This is a genomic window from Moryella indoligenes (genome assembly GCF_030812885.1).
In the GTDB taxonomy this organism is placed as follows: Bacteria; Bacillota; Clostridia; order Lachnospirales; family Lachnospiraceae; genus Moryella; species Moryella indoligenes.
Window position 1 is genome coordinate 50,213 of record NZ_JAUSTO010000002.1, and the last position, 25,938, is coordinate 76,150.

The 25,938-nt window shown below is 50.6% G+C and carries 23 protein-coding genes and 1 pseudogene; 7 read left to right on the forward strand and 17 right to left on the reverse strand.

Annotated elements, in window-relative coordinates; translation table 11 throughout:
• Positions 1-3: 3 nt before the first annotated feature.
• Positions 4-603 carry a thiamine phosphate synthase gene (locus J2S20_RS01590; RefSeq protein ID WP_307252351.1) on the forward strand — a complete coding sequence of 200 codons (600 nt, stop codon included), beginning with the start codon at positions 4-6 and terminating at the stop codon, positions 601-603.
• Here the strand turns inward: J2S20_RS01590 and J2S20_RS01595 are convergent.
• From J2S20_RS01595 to J2S20_RS01625, 6 genes are all read right to left on the reverse strand, one after another.
• A complete protein-coding gene (locus J2S20_RS01595) occupies positions 593-1,735 on the reverse strand; it encodes a cation diffusion facilitator family transporter (protein WP_307252354.1) in 1,143 nt (380 codons plus the stop codon). The genes J2S20_RS01590 and J2S20_RS01595 overlap by 11 nt on opposite strands.
• Entirely contained in the window at positions 1,722-2,192 is a 471-nt protein-coding gene (locus tag J2S20_RS01600) for a nucleoside deaminase (protein ID WP_307252356.1), read from the reverse strand. Before J2S20_RS01600 ends, J2S20_RS01595 begins: the two co-directional genes overlap by 14 nt.
• Before the next feature lie 74 nt (positions 2,193-2,266).
• Entirely contained in the window at positions 2,267-3,136 is an 870-nt protein-coding gene (gene thiM, locus J2S20_RS01605; RefSeq protein WP_307252358.1) for a hydroxyethylthiazole kinase, read from the reverse strand.
• 1 nt (position 3,137) lies between these two features.
• Positions 3,138-3,851 (reverse strand): energy coupling factor transporter S component ThiW, encoded by a 714-nt coding sequence (thiW, locus tag J2S20_RS01610; protein ID WP_330692717.1) that lies wholly within the window; start codon positions 3,849-3,851, stop codon positions 3,138-3,140.
• Positions 3,852-4,227: 376 nt separating this feature from the next.
• A complete protein-coding gene (locus J2S20_RS01615; RefSeq protein WP_307252359.1) occupies positions 4,228-7,725 on the reverse strand; it encodes a Cna B-type domain-containing protein in 3,498 nt (1,165 codons plus the stop codon).
• A 723-nt stretch (positions 7,726-8,448) separates the two neighbouring features.
• Positions 8,449-9,306: a LysR family transcriptional regulator gene (locus J2S20_RS01625; RefSeq protein WP_106613128.1), complete on the reverse strand. Its 858-nt coding sequence runs from the start codon at positions 9,304-9,306 to the stop codon at positions 8,449-8,451.
• Positions 9,307-9,417: 111 nt separating this feature from the next.
• Between J2S20_RS01625 and J2S20_RS01630 the strand changes: the two genes are divergently transcribed.
• Positions 9,418-10,611, forward strand: coding sequence for a coenzyme F420-0:L-glutamate ligase (locus tag J2S20_RS01630; protein WP_307252361.1), 1,194 nt, complete (start codon positions 9,418-9,420; stop codon positions 10,609-10,611).
• A gap of 104 nt (positions 10,612-10,715) precedes the next feature.
• On the opposite strand, the gene J2S20_RS01635 is transcribed toward J2S20_RS01630, so the two are convergent.
• A complete protein-coding gene (locus tag J2S20_RS01635) occupies positions 10,716-12,467 on the reverse strand; it encodes an RsiV family protein (RefSeq protein ID WP_307252364.1) in 1,752 nt (583 codons plus the stop codon).
• Between the two features lie 224 nt (positions 12,468-12,691).
• Positions 12,692-13,654, reverse strand: coding sequence for a LysR family transcriptional regulator (locus tag J2S20_RS01640; protein WP_307252366.1), 963 nt, complete (start codon positions 13,652-13,654; stop codon positions 12,692-12,694).
• A 331-nt stretch (positions 13,655-13,985) separates the two neighbouring features.
• On the opposite strand from J2S20_RS01640, the gene ilvD reads away from it, so the two are divergent.
• Both ilvD and J2S20_RS01650 read left to right on the forward strand, forming a co-directional pair.
• Positions 13,986-15,590 carry a dihydroxy-acid dehydratase gene (gene ilvD, locus J2S20_RS01645; RefSeq protein ID WP_307253033.1) on the forward strand — a complete coding sequence of 535 codons (1,605 nt, stop codon included), beginning with the start codon at positions 13,986-13,988 and terminating at the stop codon, positions 15,588-15,590.
• Between the two features lie 42 nt (positions 15,591-15,632).
• On the forward strand, positions 15,633-16,967 hold the full coding sequence (locus J2S20_RS01650; RefSeq protein ID WP_307252368.1) for a GntP family permease: 1,335 nt from the start codon (positions 15,633-15,635) through the stop codon (positions 16,965-16,967).
• An 81-nt stretch (positions 16,968-17,048) separates the two neighbouring features.
• On the opposite strand, the gene J2S20_RS01655 is transcribed toward J2S20_RS01650, so the two are convergent.
• Complete coding sequence (locus J2S20_RS01655) at positions 17,049-17,690, reverse strand: leucine-rich repeat domain-containing protein (protein ID WP_307252370.1); 642 nt, start codon at positions 17,688-17,690, stop codon at positions 17,049-17,051.
• 501 nt (positions 17,691-18,191) lie between these two features.
• Between J2S20_RS01655 and J2S20_RS01660 the strand changes: the two genes are divergently transcribed.
• Positions 18,192-19,148: an L-lactate dehydrogenase gene (locus J2S20_RS01660; protein WP_307252372.1), complete on the forward strand. Its 957-nt coding sequence runs from the start codon at positions 18,192-18,194 to the stop codon at positions 19,146-19,148.
• 147 nt (positions 19,149-19,295) lie between these two features.
• Here the strand turns inward: J2S20_RS01660 and J2S20_RS01665 are convergent, their stop codons facing one another.
• The 7 genes from J2S20_RS01665 to J2S20_RS01695 form a co-directional block, all read right to left on the reverse strand.
• Positions 19,296-19,904 (reverse strand): class I SAM-dependent methyltransferase, encoded by a 609-nt coding sequence (locus tag J2S20_RS01665; RefSeq protein WP_307252374.1) that lies wholly within the window; start codon positions 19,902-19,904, stop codon positions 19,296-19,298.
• Positions 19,905-20,022: 118 nt separating this feature from the next.
• Entirely contained in the window at positions 20,023-20,577 is a 555-nt protein-coding gene (locus tag J2S20_RS01670) for a DNA-3-methyladenine glycosylase I (RefSeq protein WP_307252376.1), read from the reverse strand.
• A gap of 4 nt (positions 20,578-20,581) precedes the next feature.
• The gene (locus J2S20_RS01675; protein ID WP_307253036.1) at positions 20,582-21,109 is read right to left on the reverse strand and encodes an O-acetyl-ADP-ribose deacetylase; all 528 of its coding nucleotides are present in this window, start codon (positions 21,107-21,109) and stop codon (positions 20,582-20,584) included.
• Positions 21,106-21,336, reverse strand: a complete 231-nt coding sequence (locus J2S20_RS01680) for a hypothetical protein (RefSeq protein WP_307252378.1) — start codon at positions 21,334-21,336, stop codon at positions 21,106-21,108. The genes J2S20_RS01675 and J2S20_RS01680 overlap by 4 nt, the downstream gene beginning before the upstream one ends.
• Before the next feature lie 248 nt (positions 21,337-21,584).
• Positions 21,585-22,475: a DUF6551 family protein gene (locus tag J2S20_RS01685; RefSeq protein WP_330692719.1), complete on the reverse strand. Its 891-nt coding sequence runs from the start codon at positions 22,473-22,475 to the stop codon at positions 21,585-21,587.
• Positions 22,475-22,753: a hypothetical protein gene (locus J2S20_RS01690; RefSeq protein WP_307252380.1), complete on the reverse strand. Its 279-nt coding sequence runs from the start codon at positions 22,751-22,753 to the stop codon at positions 22,475-22,477. Before J2S20_RS01690 ends, J2S20_RS01685 begins: the two co-directional genes overlap by 1 nt.
• Positions 22,677-23,357 (reverse strand): hypothetical protein, encoded by a 681-nt coding sequence (locus tag J2S20_RS01695; protein WP_307252381.1) that lies wholly within the window; start codon positions 23,355-23,357, stop codon positions 22,677-22,679. Before J2S20_RS01695 ends, J2S20_RS01690 begins: the two co-directional genes overlap by 77 nt.
• 129 nt (positions 23,358-23,486) lie before the next feature.
• Here J2S20_RS01695 and J2S20_RS12195 point away from each other — a divergent pair, with 129 nt between their 5' ends.
• Positions 23,487-23,873 carry a helix-turn-helix domain-containing protein gene (locus J2S20_RS12195; RefSeq protein ID WP_307252383.1) on the forward strand — a complete coding sequence of 129 codons (387 nt, stop codon included), beginning with the start codon at positions 23,487-23,489 and terminating at the stop codon, positions 23,871-23,873.
• Here J2S20_RS12195 and J2S20_RS01705 read toward each other — a convergent pair.
• Positions 23,855-24,226 (reverse strand): annotated as a pseudogene (locus J2S20_RS01705) (transposase); the annotation flags it as partial. The gene J2S20_RS12195 and the pseudogene J2S20_RS01705 sit on opposite strands and share 19 nt — an antisense overlap.
• 258 nt (positions 24,227-24,484) lie before the next feature.
• Between J2S20_RS01705 and J2S20_RS01710 the strand changes: the two are divergent.
• Positions 24,485-25,855, forward strand: a complete 1,371-nt coding sequence (locus J2S20_RS01710) for a sodium-dependent transporter (protein ID WP_307252385.1) — start codon at positions 24,485-24,487, stop codon at positions 25,853-25,855.
• Positions 25,856-25,938: the final 83 nt, after the last annotated feature.

Here is a 25,938-nt window from a genome sequence, read left to right on the forward strand (position 1 = left end):
ACAATGGAGAGACAGCCTGCCGCAGATTACAGCCATATCATCGCAGTCACCAATCGACACAGCTTCGATGGCGCAGAAGATCCGGAGCTTGCTTTCCTCACGCGGGTGCGGGAGGTGCTTTTGCTCAGGCCCCGTGCGCTTGTTCTCCGGGAGAAGGACCTCCCCTCATCGGAATACCGCGCACTGGCAGAAAAAATCCTGCCTCTGTGTACCGGAACAGCTCTGATTCTCCACTCCTTCCCGCAGATCGCCGCAGAGCTTGGCCTCGGCCTGCATCTCCCGCTGCCGCTTCTGAAGGAGCTTGCGACAGCTGGTCCAGCCCTCTTAAAGCACTTCCACACTGTCGGAACCTCTGTACATTCCGAAGCAGAGGCCCGGCTCGCATATATGCTCGGCGCAGGCTACTGCTTTGCCGGAAATATCTTCGAAACCAGCTGCAAGCCGGATCTTCCCGGACGCGGTACGGACTTTCTTCGCCGTATCAGCAGCGCTGTACCGATTCCTGTCTACGGCATAGGCGGAATCGATGAGACAAAAATCCCGCTGCTCCTGAAAAACGGCGCAGCGGGTGGATGTATGATGTCCGGCCTCTTCAGTCGCTGACATCACTGTCCAGCGTCATTGTAATGTGATAATCCGGATAGGCCTTCTGCAATTCTTCGTAGATTTCCTGATAAAGCTCCTCTCTTGTTCTTCCGTCCTTCAGATCAAAGTCAATGATCAGATCAAATTTTATGATTTTCTCATACAGCTCTGCGTAGAAGCCGTGAAGCTGAAGCACACCCTCATGCGACATCACCCGCCGGCTGATCTCCGTGCGAAGTCGCGCAGCTTCGTCACTCCCGGTATTCTGTGCGTAGATACCGACTGTTGTCAGTATCACGCCCTGTGCCTCGAAAACTCTCTGCTGTATCCTGCGTGCCATCGTGTCGATCTCACAGGCTGTCATACTATCCCGCACCTCGACATGCAGAGATCCTAAATAACGCTCCGGCCCGTAGTTATTGAGCAGAAGATCGTAAACCCCGAGTACCTCCGGATCCTCTCCAACCAGCTCCTTGATTCTTCTGGAGAGTCCGGCGCTGACACGCACACCGAGGATATCATCCACAGATTCGGAGATCATCTCATAGCCCGCGCGAATGATAAATACAGAAATAGCGATACCGACAAGCGCATCCAGCTGAATGCCTCTGCCGAGATAAAGTAGCGCGGAGCCCAGCACCGAGGCGGAAAGAACCGCGTCAAAGGACGCATCGGAGCCGGAGGCAACGAGAGCGCCGGAATGTGCGAGCTTTCCCTGCCGCTTCACATAGCGCCCGAGCAGAAGCTTCACTGCGATTGCAGCAGTCATGACGCCGAGCGAGAGTGGCGTATATGCAGGCTGCCTTGGCTGTATCAGGCTCTTCACTGACTCCACAAGCGCTGTGATCCCGGCATACAGAACAATTGCCGCTATTATCATGGCGCTCAGATACTCGATTCTTCCATGTCCCAGCGGATGCTTTTTGTCCGGAGCCCTGCCCGCAAGTCTGGCTCCCACTATGGTGACGATGCTGGAGAGCACATCACTCAGATTATTGACTGCATCCAGAACCATCGCAATGGAATTTGAGGCGAGTCCCACCAGCCCCTTGAACAGTGCCAGCAGAATATTCGCCGCAATTCCAACCATACTGGTGTGGATAATGACAGCCTCCCGCTCCGTCTTTCCCCTCCATTCATCCTTTTCCATGTTCCTTAAAATATTCCCGCAGCACTGCGAGACTCTCCTCTCTCAATACCCCCGCCGTGATCTCAGTGGAAACTCCGGACTCCCGGAAGACAATGCGGCTCGGCTCGCTTCCCTCCACACCCAGGAGTGCGCAGAGATCCCGGTCGCTCGCGCCATAGACCAGCCTTCCGAGCTTCATCCAGACCATCGCTCCCGAACACATAAAGCAAGGCTCACAGTTCGAGTAAAGCGTGTACCCGCTGAGATCTGTGATCCCCCGCTCCGCACAGAGCCTGCGCAGCAATCCCGCCTCCGCGTGATAGGTGGGGTCCCCCGCAGTGTAAATCTGATTCTCATTTGTGAAGATCAGCTCTCCGTCCTTCACCAGCACTGCGCCAAAGGGCTCATTGCCCCTGGCAGCAGCGGAGGCGGAAAGTGCAATTGCCTGACGCATAAAGCGCTCATCTGCTGAAATCATAGCTGTTCTCCTGATTATATCCCGACTGATTTTTTTCTCAATGCAACTTTTATAAGTGAAGACGAAACATGCCCTCACATTCTTCTGAGCCTGGACTCCCTCAAAAGCTCCTCCGGCTTCATCCGCGAAAGGGCATCAAGCAGCCCGATATGGTAGCTCCCGAGTCCGTGACTGCTGTCGGCATGTTCTCCGGCAATTCCCATGAGCAGCGTCGCAGTGAGCGCCGCAGTGAGCGGCTCTGCCACAGCAAGATATGCAGCAGTCAGACAATTCAGAATGCAGCCCGTCCCTGTGACAAGACCCAGCTCCGGAACACCATTTTCTATAGCAAAGAACTGCTCGCCATCCCCGAGCAGATCCACCTCTCCGGTGACAAGCACTGCCGCTCCGCTGCGACGTGCCAGCGTCCTGACAATTTCTCCCATCTCCCGGATCCGCTCCGGTTGATCCGGTCGAAGCCGGTCGCTCTCCGCTGTATCTACTCCACAGTTGCCAAACCGTGCTCCGGAGAGCGCGCGGATCTCTGAACTGTTTCCCTTGACCACTGCCGGTCTGCACAGCTCCATAAAGCGCCGTGCAAGCGTAAGTCGCAGAGAGCTGCAGGTCACTCCGACTGCATCCAGCACAACCGGGCGTCCCAATGTCCTTGCGCTGCCCCCGGCGCGCATCATGGACTCCATGCGTGCATCTGTAATATTTGCAAGGCTTACCGCCAGAGCCTCTGACATCCCGGTGATCTCTGCCACCTCATCCGGATGCTCCGCCATGATGGGGCGTGCACCGACTGCCAGCAGCACATTTGCACAGTCATTGATCGCGATAGGGCTCGTGATGCAGTGGATCAGCGGTCTCTGCTCCCTGAGCCGTGTCGCTGCCGCCATCACCTCCCGCAGAATACCTGCATTTCCCGCGTCCCTGAGCCGAAGCTCCCCGGTTCCGATCATCTCAGCCCCTCCTGCGGTTCAGCGCCCAGTACAGCACGCCACCCAGAATAAATGCCGCAAGCACCAGATACTTGATTGCATTCACCGCCGCTCCCGGCTCCGGCACAAAGCTGTTCACCAGAACGACTGTGACCAGATAAGCCACAAACCCCAGCACTGCAATTCCGATGGAGTCATTCAGCAGCTGACTGCCCCCGGTGTAAACGCGCGAGCCAAGCGCCGCCTGAAATCTGGAGAGCAGCCCGGACTTCTGCATCTGCTTCAGCATGAAGAATGCGAGACTCCCTCCGATCAGCGTCGCTGCCACAAAGGAAGGCACATAAAAAAACCAGCTCAGACCGTTTCTTCCCCAGATATGGGTCATGACAGGATAGGAAATAATCGCGCCTATGATTCCGGTTCCGATGACCTCTCCGAGAAAAGCCCAGAGCAGCTTTCCTCTCGACAGACGATACAGCATACCGGAGAGAAAGGCTCCAAACACTGCTCCGGTCAGTGCGAGCGGCGGAATGCTCATGAACATCATGCGCAGTATCCCGATGACCAGCGCGCAGAAAAAGGCATAGTAGGGGCCCAGAAACACAGCGCAGGTGATATTGATGAGATGTGCCATCGGGCACATTCCCTCGACGCGAAGCACGGGCGAAATCACTACGCCGATAGCGATCATCATTCCCATAAAGCTGAGTCTTGTGAGCTGCTGATTCGTTTTCATATTTCTTCCTTTCTATAATCCTGGCAAAGCACTCTCTGCGGTCCGGTGCGTGCCCATAATAAAAAGCGCATCCTTCCGGATACGCTTTTGTAAACTCTGTGAAACGCGATCCGCCAAGGTATAAAGCACCTGTTTCTGGCGGTCGATGCTTGCTCCGCACCCTCTCAACCTGCACACAGGCTCCCATCGCGTTATTTCTGTATACCATGTCAGGGCGCTCCCCCTCACACAGCCCGCCGGAGCTTCTCCGCGCGGCGTTACACTCAAGCTCATTATAGCCCGAGCTCCTGAAAAGTCAATGCTGCCCGTAATAGGCGATGGAGTAAACCTGTTGTCAGTTGGAAGAATGATGTGGTACGGGTGCTGCCTGAGAGAATTATCTGTGGATTTTTCTGTGACGGCGCCGTCTCAAGCGTTCATTCTGAACCTCTCGAAGAAAGAAGAGTGCCGCAAACAGAATCAACATCCAGGCGGCGCAGAAAATTGCTTTCCCTTGCCCTGTTTTCGGCATGCTCTGCCCCGGCTTCTCCATCTTGACCGGGGTGGACGGCGTCAAAACAGGCGGCGGGGATTTGGGTTTTCCCGGTTGATCCGGCGGCGGGGATTTGGGTTTCCCCGGGCGATCCGGCGGCGGATTCCCGCCCCCCGGATTTCTCGGCTTCTTCGGTTCCTCCGGCGGCGGAGATTTCGGCTCCCGTTTGTTGGTGACCGTAAATCCCTCCTCCATCGTTCCGGCGTAAATCACCCCATACTCGGTTCCGTTTAAAGTGATGCGGTTCCCTGTTTCCCCCGCTTCCTTTACGCTATATTCATACGGGTGTTTTGAATCAATCTGCTCTACCACCGGCAGATCCGAAAAGACTGCGCTCCAATGGTTGTCCCCATTCAGGATCCGTCTTTCGCCGGTCTCTACCCCGTCTCTGCAGAGCACCATTTCCACGCTTCCAGGGGGCTGCTCACTGCCCGGAAGAATCCACTCTTTTTTTACCCTCACCTCCGTTTTCGGCGGCGTCAACGGTGTCGGCGGCGGTGATTTTGGCTCCCGTTTGTTGGTGACCGTAAATCCCTCCTCCATCGTTCCGGCGTAAATCACTCCATACTCGGTTCCGTTCAAGGTGATGCGGTTCCCTGTTTCTCCCACTTCCCTTACGCTATATTCATACGGGTGTTTTGAATCAATCTGCTCCACCACCGGCAGATCCGAAAAGACTGCGCTCCAATGGTTGTCTCCATTCAGGATCCGTCTTTCGCCGGTCTCTGCCCCGTCTCTGCAGAGCATGATTTCCACGCTGCCCGATGGCTGCTCGCCGCCCGGAAGAATCCACTCTTTTGTTACCTTCACCTCCGTTTTCGGCGGCGTCAACGGTGTCGGCGGCACCGGCGGCGTGTCCTTTTTATTGGTGATCACAAATCCGTCCGCTTCGCTTCCCCTCACAGTTCCGGTATATCCCTTCACCTCTGCTTCCCGCACTGTGTATGTGATTTCCGCATCGCCCTGGTATTTCGGCAGCTTTTCAAATGTGGTCTTCCAATCATTTTCTGCGCTTAATGTTCTCTGCTCAATCACATCGGACACCCCTGCCGCCGTTCCGATCAGCTCCACGGTGACGGAATCCGGATGGGCATCTTCGCCATCGGCACTCGCCTCCCATTTCTTCACCACGGAAATTTTGGTGTTGGCCTCGTCCTCACCGATGATGACCGTGCCGTTCGTCCCGATGCCTCCGCCTCTCGTCGCGGAAGTATTTCCGGTGATCCACACCTTGGCAAGCTTCCGGGTCAGGAGATTCCCCCTCTCCTCTGTATGTAGGCCGATGGTGTCGCGATCCTGCGTCAGCTGCCCCTGATATCGTTCTTTCGGGAACAGAGAACCATTCCTCTCCTTCCATTGGTACGGAACCCCTCCCAGCATGCGCTCCGAAAGCTCATATTCCGGCTTCCCTCCGTGTGTTCCGTAGACATGTGCACAAAGCAGAAAAAAGTCTTCTGCAGAATACGCGTGATTTCCATACAGGGCAACGCCGTTTGTCAAATAAAAAATGGTGTGTGAAATGGGGCACGCTGCATAGCCGCCGCCGTGCCAGCTGGCCGTGTTGTCTGTGATGACAGCATTCTTAAGATACAACTCCCCGTTGGCTCCCTGTATGCCGTATTTATCATTTGCACCGTTTACATAGATCCCGCCGCCTCCGAAATCACTATCTGTGACGCCGCTGCCATCCATTCTGTTATTTGTGATCCTTCCGCCAAAAACGTAGGCCCGGGACGGACCTCCAGAGAAATATTTTGCCTGCACAAACAGCCCGCCGCCGGAGGACCCTGCCACATTTCCGTCGATTGTCCCCCCATCCATGTTCAGGGTGTTCGTAGGCCCCCACACTCTCATTCCAAGGCTTATGCCTCCGCCCACTTCTCCCGAATAATTGTCTCTGACTTCCGCGTTTCCGGACAGATTCAGCGTCCCGCCGTTGCAGACTAAGATTCCACCGCCTGCGGCATAATATTGTTCCGGTGTCACGCTGTCATCTCTGACCCGTTCGGATCGGTTCTTTCGAACAACGCCGCCGGAAAAGTTCATCACAGAACCGCTAATTTGAATGCCGCCGCCGCGTGTCGCCTGATTTTCTTCCACTATGCCGCCTGTCATATTTACGGTGGCATGGTATGCATAAATGCCGCCGCCGTTCGTGGCATCGTCAGGCAACGCTTTTATTTGATTGTTTCGGAGAACGGTTCCCTCCCTGATATTTAAGACCCCGTCCTGGCACACTTCCATCAGTGATGTTTCGATTCCCGTGTTGTTCTCCGAATTGCCGTCTATTATAACCTGAGAGAGGGTGGCTTCTTTTCCCTGGGGGACACGAAACAGATATTGGTTAAAGGTTTTGCCGCGCAAAAACTTTGCTCTGATTTCCGGGAAGCTCAAGGCATCTCCCTCTATGTCTGTTGTCCCTGTGACAACCACGGAAACGGGATCTGCAAGAATGGGGGACCGGTTTCCCCCTCCGAAGAGCGCGGTCTCCGCACCGCTCCCTCCGTCTGCGCTGCTGCTCCCCCCGAGAAGCTCCTTAATTCTTTTAACGGATTTTACGGCATTTTTTTCCGTCCTTCCGTCCTTTTGATCGTCTCCTTCCTTGCCGTTTAAATACAGCGTTCCGGACCAAATGTGCGGGTTTTCCATGCGCAGCATTTTCCCCGGGTCGTCGCATTCCCATGTCGGCTGAATGCTGGGAAGCCGAAGAATCATGCACTTCTGTTCCGCCGAGGCATCCAGATACAAATCGTAATGCAGCAGTGCATTCGGGACGTAGTTTCCCTCATCCCCGTTGTAATATTCCACGATGACCTTCGGGTAATCAATCGGAATGTCCCGGAAAGACATATGGGTCTTCCATTCGTACTGATCCTCATCATAGAAGATACCGCCCAGCAGGGATTCTCCGCTATCTTTTATATGCAATTCATATTCGACAGAAAAACTTTTGAGCGCCCATGCAGCCCGGTCAAAGAACGGCGCCTCGGGATGCATCACACCGTAGTTATAATATGCAGCGTGCTGGTTTTGGACGTCGCTGAACTCATCTCTGTCAAGTTCAAAGCTGAAGGTATAGTTTGCATGATCGCTGAGCGCTCCCTGGTATTGCACATTGCTCTCAGGTTGTCTGCCTTCCCTCGCCTGACTCAGCATAACATTGCTGTCCGTCGCTTTTTGACCTGTCGGATCACCGTTGCTTTCCGTCGCCAACGGGATATCGTCCCAAACGAAACCCTCTGCCTCAAAGGACTCTGCTTCGCCGCGCCCGGCATTACTTTTCGTAGCGGCGGCACGTTCCATTTGGGAGCCCCGATTCGCAAATACGGTTACATCAGACAAAAACAGATGCCCCACCAAAAAAAGTGATGCAGCTGCTGCAGCGATTTTTTGTGCATTTTTCATAAAATTTCCCTGCCATTCCCGGACTTATTTCGTGTTATTAACATATTGCTTTATCTTTTATTTTACCCTTGCTCCACAAAATATGCAACCCTTCTTTTCGGAGAAGACCGCTCTATGGGATCGCTGATTGGTGACAGTGCGCCCGTTTTCGCTTCTCAGCCACCTCTCTTTTAAGGTTCCTGAAAAACCGGCAGCGCACCGTTGCCCCGGAAACAATTCTGAACGACATCATATACTGCTGCCAGGCATACCTGTTCTATCAGGTGAAGCGGGAAGATTTGCAGGGCAAACAGATCCTTGCGTCTAATGAGAAGTACATGAGGTAAGCTTCCACGCATCCTCCACATAAAAAGGACTTGTTTCCACTCCCTCCCAAACCGTACTTACACCTCTCGGTGTATACGGCTTTCTGCTTATCATATTTGCAGTCATTGTTGATGAATCATTTTGTGACATTCCGCTCTACCCTTTGTTTCAAAGTATTCGGTTTGCGATATTTTCCGTACTGAGGCAGTTCGTCAATCTGTTCTGCCTTATTGGGAATGGTCTTACGGAATTAACACTCTCTTGAAATAATAAACAAAACAAATCCAAATTATATAGCGTTATTTATGGAATATTATTAATTTAGCATATTTACAGAAACGATACAACTCGCACTTACTGTATCATGGTTTCCACAAATGCCTTTGCCGCATGGGACAGGGGTATTTTCCTCTGATAGTAGAAGCCCACGTCCCGCGTCGGCAGATCAATATTGGAGCGGAGCACATGGAGATCCTCAATCAGCTCCCGGGCGAGTATGGCGACTCCCAGCCCCTCCTTTGCAAATTCTGCCAGCAGTTCATAATTGGCCAGCTCCACCTCCGGGTTCAGGCTGATATTCTGCAGCAGCAAATGCGCATCGATCTGCTTTCTGGTCTGACTCTTCCGATCCAGCATCATGATCTTGATCTGATGAATATTCTGCGCAGTCAGAAGCTCCGGAAGCTCCCGGGCATATTCCCTCGACGTCACAAAGACCTCATGAAGCGTCATTAATGTGCAGAACTCCACTTCCTCCAAATGTTGAGGCATGAATCCAAAGACAAGATCCACCTCTCCACTGAGCAGCATATGTTCCAGCTCACTGGAGGTTCCGTTCCGGATACTGATGCGAAGACGCGGATACCGATTGGAAAATTTTTTCAGGCGCTTCGGCAGAACATAGCGTGAGATCGTATCTGAAACTCCCAGGCGCAGAACGCCCCATTCCAGCAGCTTCATTTCCTGCATGCGCTGATTTGCCTGCTCCAGAGCCTGCACGCCTGTTTTGACCTGATGATAAAATTCCTGCCCCTCCACCGTCAGAACTACTCCCCTGGACTGTCGCACAAACAGCCTGCAGCCGAGCTCCTGCTCAAGTTGACTCATCATCTGTGATACGGCAGGCTGACTCAAAAACAGCTCCTGCCCCGCTTTTGAAAAATTTCCTTTTTCCGCAACCGTCACAAAAACCTGATAATGATTCAAATTCATTTTGATATTACTCCAGCTTATGTCTGATGTTATATACTTTTATTTCACTTATATCATGATTTCGGCTATTATGCTAGATAGCAGTCCACCAATCACAAAGGAGATCTATTTATGGAAAGAATCGTCGGAACTGTCGTCAGAGGCTTGCGCGCACCAATCTTCAAGGCCGGGGACAATTTAGTTCAAATCATTCCGGATATACTGGAGCGCTTCTACAGTCAGGAGCATGTAGAAATCGGACAGAAGGATGTCGTCGCGATCACAGAGAGCGTTGTGGCCCGCACGCAGGGTAACTATGTAACCATTGGACAGGTGGCAGAGGATATCAATAAAGATTTTGCCGGAAAAGAAGTCGGCGTTGTCTTTCCGATCCTGAGCCGCAACCGTTTTGCCATCATCCTGAGAGCCATCGCGAGCGCAGATGTAAGGAAGATCATCCTTCAGCTCTCCTACCCGGCCGATGAGGTGGGAAATCATCTGGTCTCTCTCGATCAGGTGGATGCCTCCGGTCTTGATCCCTGGAAGGATACGCTGACAGAAGCGGAGTATCGTCAGCACTTCGGCTTCCAGAAGCATAGATTTACCGGCATGGACTATGTCTCCTACTACAAGGAGCTTATAGAGGGCCTTGGCAAGGAGTGCGAGATCATCTTCTCAAACAGCCCCCTGACCATACTGGAGCATACGCCCTATGTCATCAACTGCGATATCCACACCCGGAAGCGCACAAAGGCACTCCTCAACAGGCACGGCGCAAAGTGCGTCCGCAGCCTTGACGATATCATGAATCAGCCGATCAATGGCTCCGGCTACAATGAGACCTACGGTCTGCTTGGCTCCAACAAATCAACAGAGGAACAGATCAAGCTGTTCCCGCGCGAATGCAGCAAGCTGGTGCTCGCCATTCAGGAAGAGGTCAGAAAACGCACCGGGAAAACCATCGAGGTCATGGTCTATGGCGACGGCGCCTTCAAGGATCCGGTCGGCAAGATCTGGGAGCTGGCAGATCCGGTGATCTCCCCCGGCTATACCAGCGGACTCGAGGGAACGCCGAACGAGCTGAAGCTGAAGTATCTCGCGGACAATGATTTTAAGGATCTGAGCGGAGACGCGCTGAGGGATGCTATCCGGAACGCCATTCACGAAAAGTCCGATCATCTCGTCGGCCAGATGGCAGCGCAGGGCACGACCCCCCGTCAGCTGACAGATCTGCTGGGCAGTCTCTGCGACCTGACCTCCGGCTCCGGAGACAAGGGCACGCCGATCGTCTACATTCAGGGTTATTTCGACAACTATACAAATTAAGCTGCATATCAAACCTTGCTTTTCTATACGGGAAGGGACTGCGGGACAACGGAAATCCGTTCTCTCGCAGTCCCTTCTCTCTTCTCTCACAGCATTAATCCAACTCAGCCCACGAATATCAGCCCGTCAAAGATTTCATGGATATCGACTCCGTCGATGCTGTGCATCCAATCACTGTCCAGCTCTACCTGCACCCTTCCTGTCAGCGTCTTCTCCCCGTAGAAGATGAGATCTGCCGTCCTGTCCTCCAGCCCGACGCGGCATATCCGGCATCTTGTGCCCGCAGGTACGCTTGTGCGCCCGGAGATATTTCCCTCATCATCCAGAACACTCACCTCAAGTTCTCTCTTGAGCCTCATATCCCAGCGGCGCCCCTCCGGAATGAAGCCCTGCGATGAGAGCGCCTCCGGCAGTCCCTTCTCATTAATCTGGTACAGGCTGTCTACATCTACCGTACTCAGCACCTCAGAGCTGGAGCTCAGAACAGTACACTGCGGATCTGTAAAGCTGTACCTCTCCTCGATCCAGTCAAAGCCCTGATTCTCATCAAAACGGAGGGCGCCGTCCTCATTCAGATTCCAGTTCTCCAGCAGCAGCACAGGCGCTTTGTCAGCGCTCAGCTCATAAATAAAGAGACCACTGCAGTCATTATCTCCAGATCCATAATAATAGAGATAGTACTTTCCACCACGGTACAGGATATAGCCCTGTCCTCCGTAGATGGGCGTATCAAAACTGTACGGATACCCCCTGCCATCCACATTGATCGTATAAGCCGAGAATGACTCCCAGTCTCCTGCCGCGTCATAAGAACCGTACAGCTGAATTCCCTCCAGCTCCCCGTCGCCGTCCAGATCTACATAGGTCTTCCTCTCCTGATTCAGAGGTGTGATAAAATCCTGTCCAGCGTAGATATATTCCGGATTGAATATCTCCGGGTGCGCCGCAGAGGAGAGCGTCACAACCTGCAAACCGTCTGCGTAGCTGCCAAGCTCATAGGGCGGGTAGAAGATCGTCACACCACTGTAATCCATAGCCCAGCCGACGTTCTCATAGCCTTCTCTCAGCTGCTCACGAAAATAGTCCGGGCCATAGGTCTCCGGAGTGATATTCAGCTCCGGATATTCCGCTCTCAAAAAATGATAGATCAGCTCCCCGGCTCTGTCCGCATCGCAGATCACATCCGGAAGAGAGAGCATTTTCCCCGTCTGAACATCAAAATTCTCCCCGTACATACTGTACATGCCATGAACACCGCCTTCGTAACTGAACACATGGCAGCGGACGCTGAGCACCTTATCATCCGCCCGGGAGATCACTGCACTCTGTTCATGTGAATAGGACGCGGTAAATCCCTCCGCTTCATATTCATACATGCGTGAAATAAGATCAGAATACCACTCTGCATAGCGCTCCTCCTCCCGTTCGTAGTAGTCAGACAGTGCGTGGGAGAGCGCGCTGTACTGCTCTGCCTCATTGATGCCGATGCCGGGATAGTATTCTGTCGGCAGAGATACCTCACAGAGCTCTGCCCGGCACTCCGCACCAGTATTTCCATCACTGCTTGTAAAATCCCGCTTGATGGTAATGATGGGATGAAGAAAATGCGTCTGCTCCGCCGCCGTCTGTGTCTCCGGGAGTGCTGTCGCTGCCTTCTGCTTTCCCTCTGATTTCTCCTTCAGCTTCGTCTCCGCCGAACCTTCCGCGGCAGTCTCCGCGCTCTGCATCGCAGTGCTCTTACTCCCTTCTGCCCCCTTCCCCCCACAGGCGGACAGCAGCAACGCTGTCAGAGTCACAGCTGCGAGCAGACGAAGTCCCGCCGCTCTCCCCGATAACAAGCTAAACTGTCTTTTCATAAACACCTCCCGCCACTCGGCATACCATACCTGTTCTGATCCAATGATTTTCCTCAACACTCACTTCTGCTTTTGCAGCAGCTTCCTCCCACATATCATCCTGCCCTTCCCGGTTTGAAGCGCTTTGACGCCTCTATCATACGAAATATTTCATGCGAAAACTATGGTCCCCGGGATAATTTTTATCAAAGCAACTGTCTTCTGTAATACTCACTGTTCGTGATTCAAAAAAATGCAGCAACTTTTTTTCGAACAGCTGCCATATAGTTCATGTATGTCCTGTGAAAGATACGACTGAATTCCGTAAAATAGACCGGATGATAGTGCAGTGAATTAGATATCAGATCCAGCCTCACCGTCTCAACCAGATCCTCCACTGATAAGATTCTGACTTGTTCAGAAACATCTCTCCGGTTCTGAAAGAGGTCTTTCCCCAGCAGAAAACCTTCCGGGCAGAAAAAAGCAGTCTGTCGGAGACGGCATAATTCCATTTGTGTCTGGTAGTCTCCCACATGGCAAACAATATTCTGTACAATCCCCTTCTTCATCAGAAAATTTTCCACCACATCCTGCAGCGTGCTGACATTTGGGTTACAGGTCATAGGAAGCATTGCCAACTCTTCCACTGTGATGGATTTCCGACTAACATCCCATGAACCAATTCGTTTCTGCAACAGTTCCTCAGCAGCAATCAGATAGATTCGCTCTTCTCCTATGCTCTCCTGTGCCATATGCCGGATCGGTTTTGCATTCACAGTCAATGCAAGATCCAAATGCCCCTCCATTACATCCCTCCTGAATTGGCTACTCTGCCCCGAGGAGATACAAACATGTACGTTCGGAAACATTTCCCGAAAATCACGTATCACTGGCGGCAGCAATACCTGGGAACGACTTGTGTGCGCACCGAAGCGCAGCGCTCCCGTCATGAACTGATAATCACTGGATAACTGCAGCTTCACCGCTTCTTCAATGCGCTGAATCTGCAGCAGAGACTCATATAGCCGACGTCCGGCATCGGTCAGGACCAGCTTTGGACGACGATCGAACAACTTTACCCGGTACTCTTCCTCCAGACGTGAGATATGATTGCTCAGACACTGCTGTGTCACACAGGCACGCTGTGCCGCCCGTGTAAAGTTCATCTCCTCCACCGCCAACAGGAACATCTGTTGATTGATCTTCATGCTCTGCTCCCCTGTAAACACATCCATATGCGAGATACTGCGCGAATACTGTCTCCTGCCTTTTGATCCCATCGAAACATATCATCAATATATCACAATATTATTCTTGTGTTTATATCACGTAATATCTGTTTTTCTTTGGGTTTATTTTTTGTTACTATTGCATAAAACAAGCAAGGGAAGATAGACAGAAAATCTTACTCATATCAGAAAGGAACAGGGAAGATAGACAGAAATCTTACTCATATCAGAAAGGAACAGGGAAAATATGCCTGATTACAAACCAAACCGCAATGCTGCGAATCCTCAGGAAGCATACTGGGTCGGCCTGATGAACGCCTGCGGGTATCGAACAGAAGATTTAAAAAAGCCCGTCATCGGCATCGCCAACTCTTACACCGACGTGAATCCCGGTCACAAACCCTTTAAACAGCTAGTGGAATCAGTAAAGGAAGGGATTTGGGCCGCAGGCGGTGTCCCCGGAGAATTCAACGTACCGGCTCCCTGTGACGGTATGGCCCAGGGGGATGGTATGCATACCATTCTCCCGGAGCGCGATCTGATTGCTGCCAGCATTGAAGGTATGGCCCGTGCCCACAACTTTGACGGCATCGTATTCATGTGCAGCTGTGATAAAATCGTGCCGGGCATGCTGATGGCCGCCGCCGCACTGAATAAGCCCTGTCTGTTCCTCACGGCTGGCAGCATGATTCCCTACGAAGCACCGGAAGGAACCTATGTCACTCCAGACCTCAAGGAATCCATCGGCGCAAGAAATGTCGATAAAATTTCTGAAGAAACCTTCACCCGGTATCGTGAAAACATCTGCAACTCCTGCGGCACCTGTTCCATGTACGGAACTGCCAATACCATGGGCGTATTCGCTGAAGCCATAGGCCTGTGCCCCATAGACAGCACCACAATGCTGTTCTGCAGCAATACCAAATATAAACAGGCAAGAGACGTAGGGGAACGGATCGTGACTCTTACGAAAAATGCTGTGTGTTTCCGCGATATTGTCACAGAGGACAGTATCATAAATGGTTTGCGGCACATCGCCGCCACCGGTGGCTCGACCAATGCACAGCTTCATGTCTGTGCATTGGCCAAGGTTATGAGAATGAACCTGGACATAGGACGCTTCGACGAGATTCAGCGCAATGTCCCCTGCATCGCTAAATTCAAACCCAGCAGCAAATACAATCTGTATGATTATTACAAGGCAGGCGGTGTTGGCGCTACTCTGAAGGCCATACGTCCGTATCTAAACGAGTCATGCAAACTTGCCATGGGCGGCACTATTGGAGAATATCTGGATGCCTTTTGTCGCCCTGTCAATTCCGAAATCATCCATAGCTGTGATGATCCTCTCTATCCGGATGGATGCTATGCCGTACTCTACGGAAATCTGGCCCCTCGCGGCTGTCTGGTAAAGAAAAGCGGTGTGGTTCCAGAAATGTTTCACCACAGAGGCCCTGCCGTATGCTTCGATTCGGAGGATGATCTGCGCCATGCCATGGCCAATAAAGAGATTCAGCCCGGCTGTGTTCTGATTATTCGCTATGAAGGGCCGAAAGGCGGCCCCGGCATGCGTGAGATGTCCATCCCCGCTGCCATGCTGGTCGGCATGGGACTCCATACCAGTGTCGCCATGGTGACAGATGGCCGGTATTCCGGCGCTACCAGGGGCCCGTGCATCGGTCATGTCAGCCCGGAGGCCTGGGAGGGTGGCCCCATCGCAGCTGTGCAAAATGGAGATATGATAGAAATTGACATTCCGCACCATACCATCCACCTGGAACTCAGTGACGAAGAACTCGCGGAACGTTTAAAGCATATCAAGCGCCCTGAGAATCATCCGGCAACCGGTTTTCTGAAAACCTACCGAAAAGTCGTTGGCAGCGTTGCCACCGGCTGCACCTGGTTATACGAATAATCCTCGTTTCAGCACTGTCCCATGGAAAGGAAGGTAACGACTATGATGAATCTGATCATTTTTCTGATCGGTCTGGCTCTTATGATGCTTCTCATGATGAAGACCAAGCTTGGCCCCTTCATATGTATGCTGCTCGCCAGCCTCGGTATCGGAATTGCCTGTCAGCTTGGCACCAGCACCGCAATCAGTACGACTATAGACGGATTTGCAGGAACCTGCAAAAGTATCGGTCTTCTGGTGATATTTGGCACGATTCTTGGCATTTATCTCGAAAAGTCCAACGCCTGTCAGAGGATTGCTACAAGTATGCTGAAAATCACCGGCAATAAAAACGCCACTTTAGCTCTTGCCATCACTGGCTTTCTGGTCGCGATCCCCGTGTTTTGTGACGTGGCTATGGTTCTGCTCAGCCCACTAATCAAATCGGTCGCAAAAAAAAGTGGCAAAAACGCCTGTGCACTCGGCACAGTAACTGCTTGCTCCCTGCTGTCTACCAATGCTTTTGTCGCTCCGACCCCCGCTCCCCTCGCCATCATCGCAGTGCTCGGTCTGGATATCGGAACTTCTATTCTGTGGGGACTTCCCTGTGCACTCTTTATCACAATCTGCGTCTGGGCCTTTGGCGAATTCTATCTCTGCCGTAAGCCTGACAGCTGGTTCACGCAGCTGGAGAGTGAAAAGGACAAGGTGATCAATTTCAATCTCAGGGAAGACGAAATGCCTTCTCTTTCCGCCGCGATTGCTCCTATCATCGTTCCAATTCTGCTCATCTTGATGAACAGCGTCTGTTCTCAGTTTCTTTCTGAAGACAGTATCCTCTTGTCTCCCCTCTCTTTTCTGGGTAATAAGAACATCGCCCTGGCGCTGGGTATCGTGACTTCTGTCGTATGTCTGGCCAGTTACTTACCTGAGAACGAGAGATATGCTCCTATGTCAGACGCACTGAAAATCGCTGGTCCCATTGTCTTCATCACTGCTGCCGGAGGGGCCTTGGCCAAAATAGTAGGTGCGACCGGTGTCGGTGAGACCATTGCCAACCTTCTGGTCAGTACCCATATTCCAGTTCTCCTCGTTCCCTTCCTGATCGCCGGCTTTTCTAAATTCGCTCAGGGCTCTGCCAGCGTCGCAGGTCTTCTGGCTGCAGGTCTGTCCGTACCACTATGCGAAGCTGGTCTTCTGACTCCGCTGGAAGCATTTCTTTCCATAAGCGCCGGCGCCTCTCTCGGCTCTCACGTCAATAACAGTTTCTTCTGGGTATTCAGTGAGTTTATGGGATATGATGCAAGGACTACCATGAAAACTCTATGTGTCAGTCAAAATATCGTGATGTCTCTGGCTGGTATTGTCGCAGCCTTTATTGTAAGTATGATTGCATAACGGATCCGCTTGAAAACCGGAGCGCATATCATCTCTTTTCACAGAGACGATATGCGCTCTGACTCTTATTTCTCACAACCGCTACTGCACAACCTCCACCGTCTCCGGCAATATCTCCAGATTTCGAATCTGATTATCTTTGCAAATGAGCTTTTCCAGTCTTGGGCAGCTGAGCAGGGACTGTACATCCGTCACATAATTGTCGGAGATATCCAGTATCCGCAGCTCTGGCATGGATCTGACGAACTCCAGATCCTGAAGATGATTGCTTCTGGGCTCCAGTTCCTCCAGACCGGAGAAATGGCTCAGGAACTCATTGGCTCTCGTTCCAAAATAAGGCTCTTTTCCCTGATTCTCTACGTCCATATCGTGAATTTTAAAGCCGTTCAGGCTCAGTATCTTCAGATTCGTATTCACCAGAAGTGCCCCCATCCTGACGTAAAGCGTGTCCGTGGAGAAGGAATCCGGGATCAGGTGCAGTTCCCTGAGAGAGGACAATTCCAACAATCTCCCTATGTCCTGATACAAATATTCTACAGAAAGCGTCACCTTCTCCAGCTCCGGCAGAGAAGCCAGTACAGGAAACAGTTCTCCATCCACCCAGGGCTCATCAAAGTAGAGCTCCTTCAAGCCGGTAAGGCCGGACAGATAGCCGGGATTGATCGTCCAGCGGCTCATCAGATGCAGGCGTTCCAGCTGACTCAGTCTCTCCAGTGCTGCCACATACTCCGTATCAAGCGTGTCGCATGAAAAAAAGCAGCTAATGCCCCAATAATTATCATGACGGACAGAATAAAACCGAACAGAAGCAAAAACTGCTGTGTTGCGCCCCGCGAAATATGCTCGTCAAACCAATAATTAAATCTCGCACGCCATGATCGCTTTGTTTTCATATTTATCCATCTCCGTTATGATTTCTTGGTTGAACTTAAAAGAGTGCGCGTATATATGGTTTCATTATAAAACACCGCTCCAATAATAATACTTGGAATAGGTTTAAATGTCGATAACATAGATGCACTTGCAGCACCAATTAGCTTACACAGCTGCTTCTTTCATTTTTTACTTTTGATTATATTATGTGGATGGATGTGACTATCCTCATTTGTGGTATACTTGGCGCAGCAACGCTTGGTGTCAAATATGATCTGTCCCAACAACAATGTTCTGTTTACAAACGTAACAATCTGAGAAGTATATATAAGAATAGAAAGGACAAAAAATATGATGAACAAAAAACGAGTTGTTGGCATTATCGGTGTGGGACATGTAGGAGCGCACTGCGCCTATAGTCTGGCGGTGCAGGGCATTGCCGACGAGATTATCCTGATAGACAAGAACCACGACAAGGCCGTCAGCGAATGCCAGGATCTGTTTGACTCGGTGGCCTATCTGCCGCACCGCATTGCGGTACGGGTGGGTGACTTCTCTGATGCCGGAGACTGTGATGTGCTGGTCAACAGTGTCGGTGACATCAATCTCCTGCGCGGTACTCACGACCGCCTGACCGAGATGGATTTTACAATCCCGGCTGTAGATGGCTATGTAAAAAAGATTATGGATTCCGGCTTCGACGGCATCATCATAAACATTACGAACCCCTGTGATATCGTGACGCAGGAGATCGCACAGCTCTCCGGCCTTCCCCGGGGACGGGTATTCGGCACAGGTACCGGGCTCGACAGCTCCCGCCTTCGCTCGGCGCTGGCCAGACAGACCGGAATAGACCACAAGTCCATCTGTGCATATATGATGGGCGAACATGGCGCAGCACAGATGGTGCCGTGGTCTGCTGTCACCTTTGGAGGACAGTCGTTAACGGAGTGGGCCGGGGAAGACGAACGCTTCCGCTTTGACCACGAGGCCATGAAAAAAGAGGTCATTGGTGCGGGCTGGGTCACCTTTTCCGGAAAATTCTGCACGGAGTATGGCATTAGCTCTACACTGGCGCGGCTTGTTCACATCGTTTTCACGAATGAAAAACAGATTCTGCCTGTCAGCACTGAGCTGCAGGGAGAGTATGGCCAAGATAAGCTCTTTGTGGGCGTTCCCGCTGTCATTGGAGCCAATGGTGTCGAAGAAGTAGTAGAAATCCCCATGACTCCGGAAGAAAGGGCCGAGTTCGCTCAATGCTGCGACAGTGTTCGCCATAACATGGAGCATCTCAAGGATCTGCGCTGACAGTAAATTTATTTTAGTTTGGCGGAACAATACTACAATAAGCAGGATGATGAATGAGTGCGGCGATGGTCTCATACCGTCACCGCACTCATTCATCGGAATCTGTTCTTACTTCAGGCCGCTTCGTAAAAGACGGGCACATATTACTTATCCGCATTTCTTCGTCATTGAAGCCACTGCACAGGGGATACGTCCCTCAGCAAGCCGCACCTTTACATCCGCATACCCGGCGTCCAGGAAGAACTTTCGATAGCTATCCAGAGTAAACTGGTGTTTAAAATCAGCGCCTGCTTTTCCTGCAATCCTGACAAAACTGCTGATGTCGCTCTTCTGATCCCGCTTCATGTAGGTAGGAATAATCAGCTTTCCATCAGACTTGCACACTCGATTCAGCTCACCGAGAGCCTTCAAAGGATCGTCCAATAAGTGAATCACATTCCCTGCGACCACCTTGTCAAAAGAATTATCCGGGAAATCCAGCGAGAGAATATCTTCCTGCTGAAAGACTACATTTCTGAAAGCAGCACAATTCTTTTCGGCATATTTTAACATCTTCGGCGCAAAATCAGTCGCTGTGAGCGATACGCACTTTTCTGCGATTACGGCGCTCAACATCCCTGTTCCACAGGCACACTCCAACACGCGGTCTTCCGGCTCGATCAGATCACCTACGATTGCTTTCAGCGCTCTATGCGTTTTTCCATTAATGACATTGACAAATATGTCATATGCTCCGGCCACAGTATTCCAAAACATTTTTATGCTTCCTCTTCACTTGAATCCACAATTTTTCCCATAACTCTAAATCTTTCCATCATTTTTAAATTGATCTTTTCACCCGCCTCTATCCTTTTTGCGCTATCGGATCACTGCCTTACCTGAAATCACAGCTTTCTATATGATCATTATAAATTCCAATTCCCTGCAAATAGGAGTAGATGATCGTCGGCCCCACAAAACTGAAGCCTCTCTTTTTCAGGCTCTTGCTGATTTTCTCGGAGAGCTCCGAAGTCGCCGGCGTCTCCTCCACAGTCTTCAGATGATGGTCAATTACCTTGCCTTCAGTAAATCCCCAGATATATGTGTCAAAGCTCCCAAATTCTTCCTGGATCTTCAGGAACGCTTTCGCGTTGGAAACAGCAGCCAGGATTTTTCTGCGGTTACGGATGATCCCTCCATCCTGCATCAGCGCTTTGATCTTTTCATCGTCATAGAAAGCAACGATCTTCGGGTCAAAACCATCGAAAGCCTTCCTGTAGTTATCTTCCCGGTTGATGATCGTAGCCCATGAAAGGCCTGCCTGTGCGCCTTCCAGAATGAGCATGGCAAAAAGCTCCTGATCATCGTGTTCCGGATTGCACCAGCGGTGGTCATGATAGGCGATCATCTTATCAGAACTAAGTTCCCAGCCACATCGGTTTACGCTCATTTCTTTATTCTCCCATACTCAAAATACAGATTGCATCGTCATAGGCCTGCCGTGTCCGCAGATCAAACAGGACAAAACGCACGAAATCAAAGGCGTATGGATGGGCTTCGCAGAAATCTATAACGGTCTGCACTGCAATTTTTGCTGCGTCCTCCAGAGGATAGCGATACGCACCTGTCGAAATCGAAGGGAATGCGACTGTCCGGATTCCGTTGTCCAGTGCAACCTGCAGGGAATTGCGATAGGCATCGGCCAGAAGCTGCGGCTCATTCCCGGATCCGCCTTTCCAGATCGGTCCGACAGTATGTATCACATATTTGCAGGGAAGCTCATATGCGCCTGTGATCTTCGCCTCACCGGTCCGGCAGCCGTGAAGCGTCCGGCATTCCTCAAGGAGTTTTGGACCGGCTGCCCGATGGATTGCCCCGTCTACACCGCCTCCGCCAAGGAGACTGGTATTCGCCGCGTTTACGATTGCTTCCACATCTATTACTTTTGTAATATCTCCCTGTATGGTCTGAATGTGCGTCATGTAGTCTCCCACCTCTCTACCTGCGAACGGTTCTGGATCTTCGGCATCTGATCTGATACCAAATCGGCATTTTCGTTCACTTTGACTGATTCTCCCAAGCCTCCATTTAGAGAATACCGCTGCGCAAGCAGACATAGTTCATCCAGCATCTCTTCAATGACCTCCAGCTTATCTCTGCCAAACTGCCGGACGATCTTTTGCGCGTACTCCGGCCCGAAGTCCTTCACCCGATCACTGTCACGAGATCCTACCAGTTCTTCGCCTTGCACTTGATGACAGAGTAACCATGCTCGGCGTTCTGATAAATGATCCGCTTCACCTTCGGTTTATACTTATACCAGTCGGAAATCATCATCTGCAGGCTCGGCCCCCTGCTATAGCCGTGTATGAGCTGCAGCTAGTAAGTGTTTGGCCCCGCTGCGGCGAGGGCCTTGTCGATGACTTTCATGGTCTCTTTCTGACGCAGACCATATCTTTAGTTTTGCGTTTTCTGTTTATTGTTTATTGTTTTGTATAGTCGTTCCCACTGAAGAAGCTTATTGGTTCTCCGCATGTTATATTGCATAAGAAGGACTTCCGCATATCCCAGGGCTCCGGCTCTTCGTTCTTTCGCATCCCTGGAGATCTCTTTTACTGAAACTCTACTGAGCTTCTCCTTAAAAACATCGTCTTTCAGAGAATCTCCGTATGCGTCGATCAGCTTCGCCACACCGTTCAGCATGTTGGCGCTTGTTGAATTGGGAGCTCCTTCCCATGTTCCTATCACCAAGCGCAGGACTCTGTGAAGAGCATTGAATCCGTATCGGTCATAGATTTTTTCCAGCGTAGTTACTGCACAGATTCCATTCGGAGCAGCTGAAGGCGTAATTGTCATTCCCAAATCTTCAACTAAAGCCTTGATGTTTAATTCCTCATCATTTCCTGCTTCGATATTTGCCATGAATATTTCATACGGCAGAAGAGCTTTTACATATTTCATCTGGTTCGCAAAAATATCTGCTTCGTGCTCATACTCCAAATCGTCATAGATCATGCACCAGACTGGCGTTTCTCTGGAGCCTGAAATAAGTGCCACGATTTCCACAGTGTGCTGACCATTAAAAATATAATTTACACCGTCCCGCCGGCTTACCTTTACCGGGTTTATTTGATAGATGTCAAAATTTTCAGCCACTCTTTTTGCATGCTGGATAGAGAGGTTCCGCTGGTATTCCTGGTTCGACAGCAGATTCTTAATTGGAATCAATTCGAAATGAACATCCGGAACAAAGATCCGCAGATCTATAGAAACCTTGTTCTCATTATATCCCGCATCTGCGGTTTCTTCAAATTCTGAGGATAACTCCATCTGTGTATATTCAGACATCACATCACTCCTTTCAATCTGAATTCAACTCTCTCCAGTGTGCCTCGAAGAGATGCGATCTGACTTGCCAGCTTCTGATTTGACTGATAGGTCGTTCTTTTGAAATCTGTATTTTTTTCTACTCTGTCTATCGATGAAATCCAGGAAGGAATGGTGTATATAAGGTTCAGAATATCAGCATCCGGGTCATACTTTGGCATTTCATGTATAGAAGGATTCACTTCCCGGATGGTTTTTTTCTCCTGCATACCGGCATGTTTTTGTTTTTCTTCTTCCATAAATACTAATTCTCTCTTCGTTGCTGTTCAGTTCCTGAAGATCTTCATGTGATATGCGAATACGGTGAGAGAGTATCGCTTTTGCAACGGATGGTTCTAACCGTTTTATCGATTCAATTGCCGAAGCATATCTTCCATATTTTAAAATCGTTCCCGTAGCAAGATTCAACTCCCTGGATATTTCTCCGGCTGTTTCATACATTCCCTTTGGACGATTTCCCTGTCTTCGGCAGATTATTGTATTGGGATTTCTGTTTACAAAATCTCTCGCTGCTATTTCTTGGCGATATAGAAATAATCTTCCGATCAGGTATGTCCGCATTTCTATAGTAAGATCTTTCCGGCTTAACTCTTTCCTGCAAATATAGACACCGGCATCGAGTGTGTCCAAAAAATCCATCTCCTGATATTTAATACCTATCCCCCAGTCCCTGCAGATCTGGAATCTTTCAGGCGGTTCCATCAGTGTATTCCCCCAGACAGCAATTGTCTGACAGATATCCTCTGCGACAAGTCTTTCTTCCAGTTCGCCCCGGTCTTCCAGGGACAAGGGCTGAAATAGAAACAGAAATTCTTTAGCCACTGATATTTTTGATTCATCCATTCATATTCTCCTCATCGCTTAACACGGCATCATTTAAATCGAACCACACAAGTTCTTAGCTTGAGATAATAGTATGATAAGGGGGTGCGGACAAAAAGCTGGACTTTAGGGCTCCGAAAGGAGCAGGAAATGTATTCAAAAGAACAACGAGAAAAAGCCTTGGCATTGTATGATAAGTGCCATTCCATCACAAAAGTCATTCAAATATTGGGGTACCCAGAGAGTCGCCAGGGCTTATATTTATGGTTAAGGGAGAGGAATGCTGCCCCTAAGAAGAAAGCTGAACGAAGAAGAGTCAACAACTCACCGGATCACCCTCTCCATCCATCACTTGAAACAAAGCTCGATATCCTTCGCCGCTGCTTTATTGAAGGGGAAAATGTACAATTAGTCTCAGAAGAAACAGGATATAGTCGTGCTTCCATTTATACTTGGCGACGAAAATACCAATCTGGAGGACCCGTAAGACTAATGAATTCTAAAGATGATCCAAGAGGTATATTGAGCAAAGTCTGATCAATGTCTGAGATATCCTTCTGACGCTTCTTGACGACCTTTGGATCAAACGTAGACCTGCGGTCCTGGGGGACTTCGATTCTCATGGATCCGTAACTGGAGTTGATGGTCTTTTCCTTGTAACCGTTTCGGGCATCATCAGAGTCGGAGCGCTCGGACTTCTCGTAGCCAAGATGGTGATCCATTTCGGCTTCCATCATCTCCTTAATAGTTCCGCCGAGCAGATCCTTGAGGGCATCCTGGATGTCCTCCGCGGATTCGATGTCATACTCTTGGAGCAGTCGCTGGATGATCTGACGTTTCCCGTCGGTCATCACTACCTTGTGGATTGGTTGCTTTTCTTTTCTTGCCATAGTAAAGGCCTCCTGTGGATTAGTGTATCACAGGAGACCCCGCATAGGATCATATGCCATTTACAGACTTTTTTTCATACTCTCTCTTTTTTTACAATCTCATGCGGTTTCATGTTGAATAGTACCAAGCAAAATCGAGCGGAAACAGTGGATTTTTGTCACTTCTCCAGCTCGATTTTGCTTTCATCTTTGGAAAACTCTGCTATAATCTTTAGCTAATATACTTTTATGTTTTAGTGTTGGAAAGGAGTAAACCGCATGAACAAACAAAACAGCAGTCGAGCCAATTTTTCCGGTAAACTGGGATACGTCCTCGCTACTGCCGGTTCCGCTGTGGGACTCGGTAATATCTGGCGTTTCCCCTATCTGGCCGCAAAGTACGGTGGAGGGATTTTTATTCTGGCCTATGTCATTCTGGCTGTGACCTTCGGCTACACGATGATGATTTCCGAGACAACGCTGGGACGAATGACAAGACAAAGTGCCAGCGGTGCCTACCGTCAATTCAGCAACTCCCGCGGATTTCGCCTCGGCGGTCTCCTCAATGCCGTTGTTCCGATGATTATCGTCGCCTACTACTGCGTCATCGGCGGATGGGTGCTGCGTTACCTGATCGCCTATGTGGCAGAGGGCACCGCAGCTGTGGCAGAGAACGGGTATTTTTCAAATTTCATCACCAGTCCCTCCGGCAGCGAGGTGTGTTTCCTGCTCTTTGCGGGCATGACCGCCCTTCTCATCATCATGGGAGTGGAGAGCGGCATTGAACGGGGAACCAAGGTTATGATGCCAATCCTCGTGGTGCTGGCGCTGGTCATCGCGGTCTACTCCATGACCCGCCCCGGCGCCATGGCAGGGGTAAAATACATCTTTATCCCTGATTTCTCGCACTTCACCTGGATGGCCGTGGTCGCCGCGATGGAACAGATGTTCTACTCTCTCTCGATCGCCATGGGAATTCTGTTCACATACGGCTCCTACATGAAGCAGGATGTTGATATTGAAAAATCCACCTATCAAGTTCAGATCTTTGATACCGGCATCGCGCTGTTGGCCGCTCTGATGGTGATCCCTGCCGTATTCGCATTCTCAGGCGGAGACCCCGAGCAGCTGAAGGCAGGACCTTCTTTGATTTTCATCACGCTCCCGAAGGTGTTCGACAGCATGGGAGCAGGAAGACCCCTTGGCGCACTGTTCTTTCTTCTGGTTTTGTTTGCCGCGCTGACCAGTTCCATCTCGCTGATGGAGGCAGGGGTCTCTTCCTTTGTTGACGAGTTAAAATGCAAGCGCGGCACCGCGTGCTTCCTGATGTGCAGCATCATCCTCGTGCTCGGCTCTCTCTCCTCCCTCGGCTACAATGTTTTGAGCTCCGTCACGATCATCGGCATGCAGTTTCTGGATTTCTTTGATTTTCTCACCAATGCTGTCATGATGCCTATCGCTGCCCTTGCCACCTGTCTCCTGATTGTCAAGGCGGCCGGAATCGATGCTCTCGTGAAGGAAATCCGCATTTCCTCCCGGTTTAGAAACGAGGGGCTGTATCGCGTTTGCATTCGCTACATCGCCCCCGTTGCGCTGCTCATCATCTTTGTCAGCTCCATCCTTTCCGCGTTCGGCTTGTTGAAGCTCTGATGCCGGACAGAATGGCACATCCGGACCATTGAAGCTCTGATGCCGGACAAAATGGCATATCCGAGCATAACATAATATCAAGC

Coding starts and splice junctions, on each gene's coding strand:
- J2S20_RS01635 (WP_307252364.1), bottom strand. CDS start 12,467: ATGAAAAGACAGTTTAGCTTGTTATCGGGGAGAGCGGCGGGACTTCGT.
- J2S20_RS01600 (WP_307252356.1), bottom strand. CDS start 2,192: ATGATTTCAGCAGATGAGCGCTTTATGCGTCAGGCAATTGCACTTTCC.
- J2S20_RS01710 (WP_307252385.1), top strand. CDS start 24,485: ATGAACAAACAAAACAGCAGTCGAGCCAATTTTTCCGGTAAACTGGGA.
- J2S20_RS01640 (WP_307252366.1), bottom strand. CDS start 13,654: ATGAAGATCAATCAACAGATGTTCCTGTTGGCGGTGGAGGAGATGAAC.
- ilvD (WP_307253033.1), top strand. CDS start 13,986: ATGAACGCCTGCGGGTATCGAACAGAAGATTTAAAAAAGCCCGTCATC.
- J2S20_RS01690 (WP_307252380.1), bottom strand. CDS start 22,753: ATGGAAGAAGAAAAACAAAAACATGCCGGTATGCAGGAGAAAAAAACC.
- thiW (WP_330692717.1), bottom strand. CDS start 3,851: ATGAAAACGAATCAGCAGCTCACAAGACTCAGCTTTATGGGAATGATG.
- J2S20_RS01625 (WP_106613128.1), bottom strand. CDS start 9,306: ATGAATTTGAATCATTATCAGGTTTTTGTGACGGTTGCGGAAAAAGGA.
- J2S20_RS01695 (WP_307252381.1), bottom strand. CDS start 23,357: ATGGATGAATCAAAAATATCAGTGGCTAAAGAATTTCTGTTTCTATTT.
- J2S20_RS01630 (WP_307252361.1), top strand. CDS start 9,418: ATGGAAAGAATCGTCGGAACTGTCGTCAGAGGCTTGCGCGCACCAATC.
- J2S20_RS01675 (WP_307253036.1), bottom strand. CDS start 21,109: ATGACGCACATTCAGACCATACAGGGAGATATTACAAAAGTAATAGAT.
- J2S20_RS01670 (WP_307252376.1), bottom strand. CDS start 20,577: ATGAGCGTAAACCGATGTGGCTGGGAACTTAGTTCTGATAAGATGATC.
- J2S20_RS01685 (WP_330692719.1), bottom strand. CDS start 22,475: ATGTCTGAATATACACAGATGGAGTTATCCTCAGAATTTGAAGAAACC.
- J2S20_RS01665 (WP_307252374.1), bottom strand. CDS start 19,904: ATGTTTTGGAATACTGTGGCCGGAGCATATGACATATTTGTCAATGTC.
- J2S20_RS01590 (WP_307252351.1), top strand. CDS start 4: ATGGAGAGACAGCCTGCCGCAGATTACAGCCATATCATCGCAGTCACC.
- J2S20_RS12195 (WP_307252383.1), top strand. CDS start 23,487: ATGTATTCAAAAGAACAACGAGAAAAAGCCTTGGCATTGTATGATAAG.
- J2S20_RS01595 (WP_307252354.1), bottom strand. CDS start 1,735: ATGGAAAAGGATGAATGGAGGGGAAAGACGGAGCGGGAGGCTGTCATT.
- J2S20_RS01650 (WP_307252368.1), top strand. CDS start 15,633: ATGATGAATCTGATCATTTTTCTGATCGGTCTGGCTCTTATGATGCTT.
- J2S20_RS01660 (WP_307252372.1), top strand. CDS start 18,192: ATGATGAACAAAAAACGAGTTGTTGGCATTATCGGTGTGGGACATGTA.
- thiM (WP_307252358.1), bottom strand. CDS start 3,136: ATGATCGGAACCGGGGAGCTTCGGCTCAGGGACGCGGGAAATGCAGGT.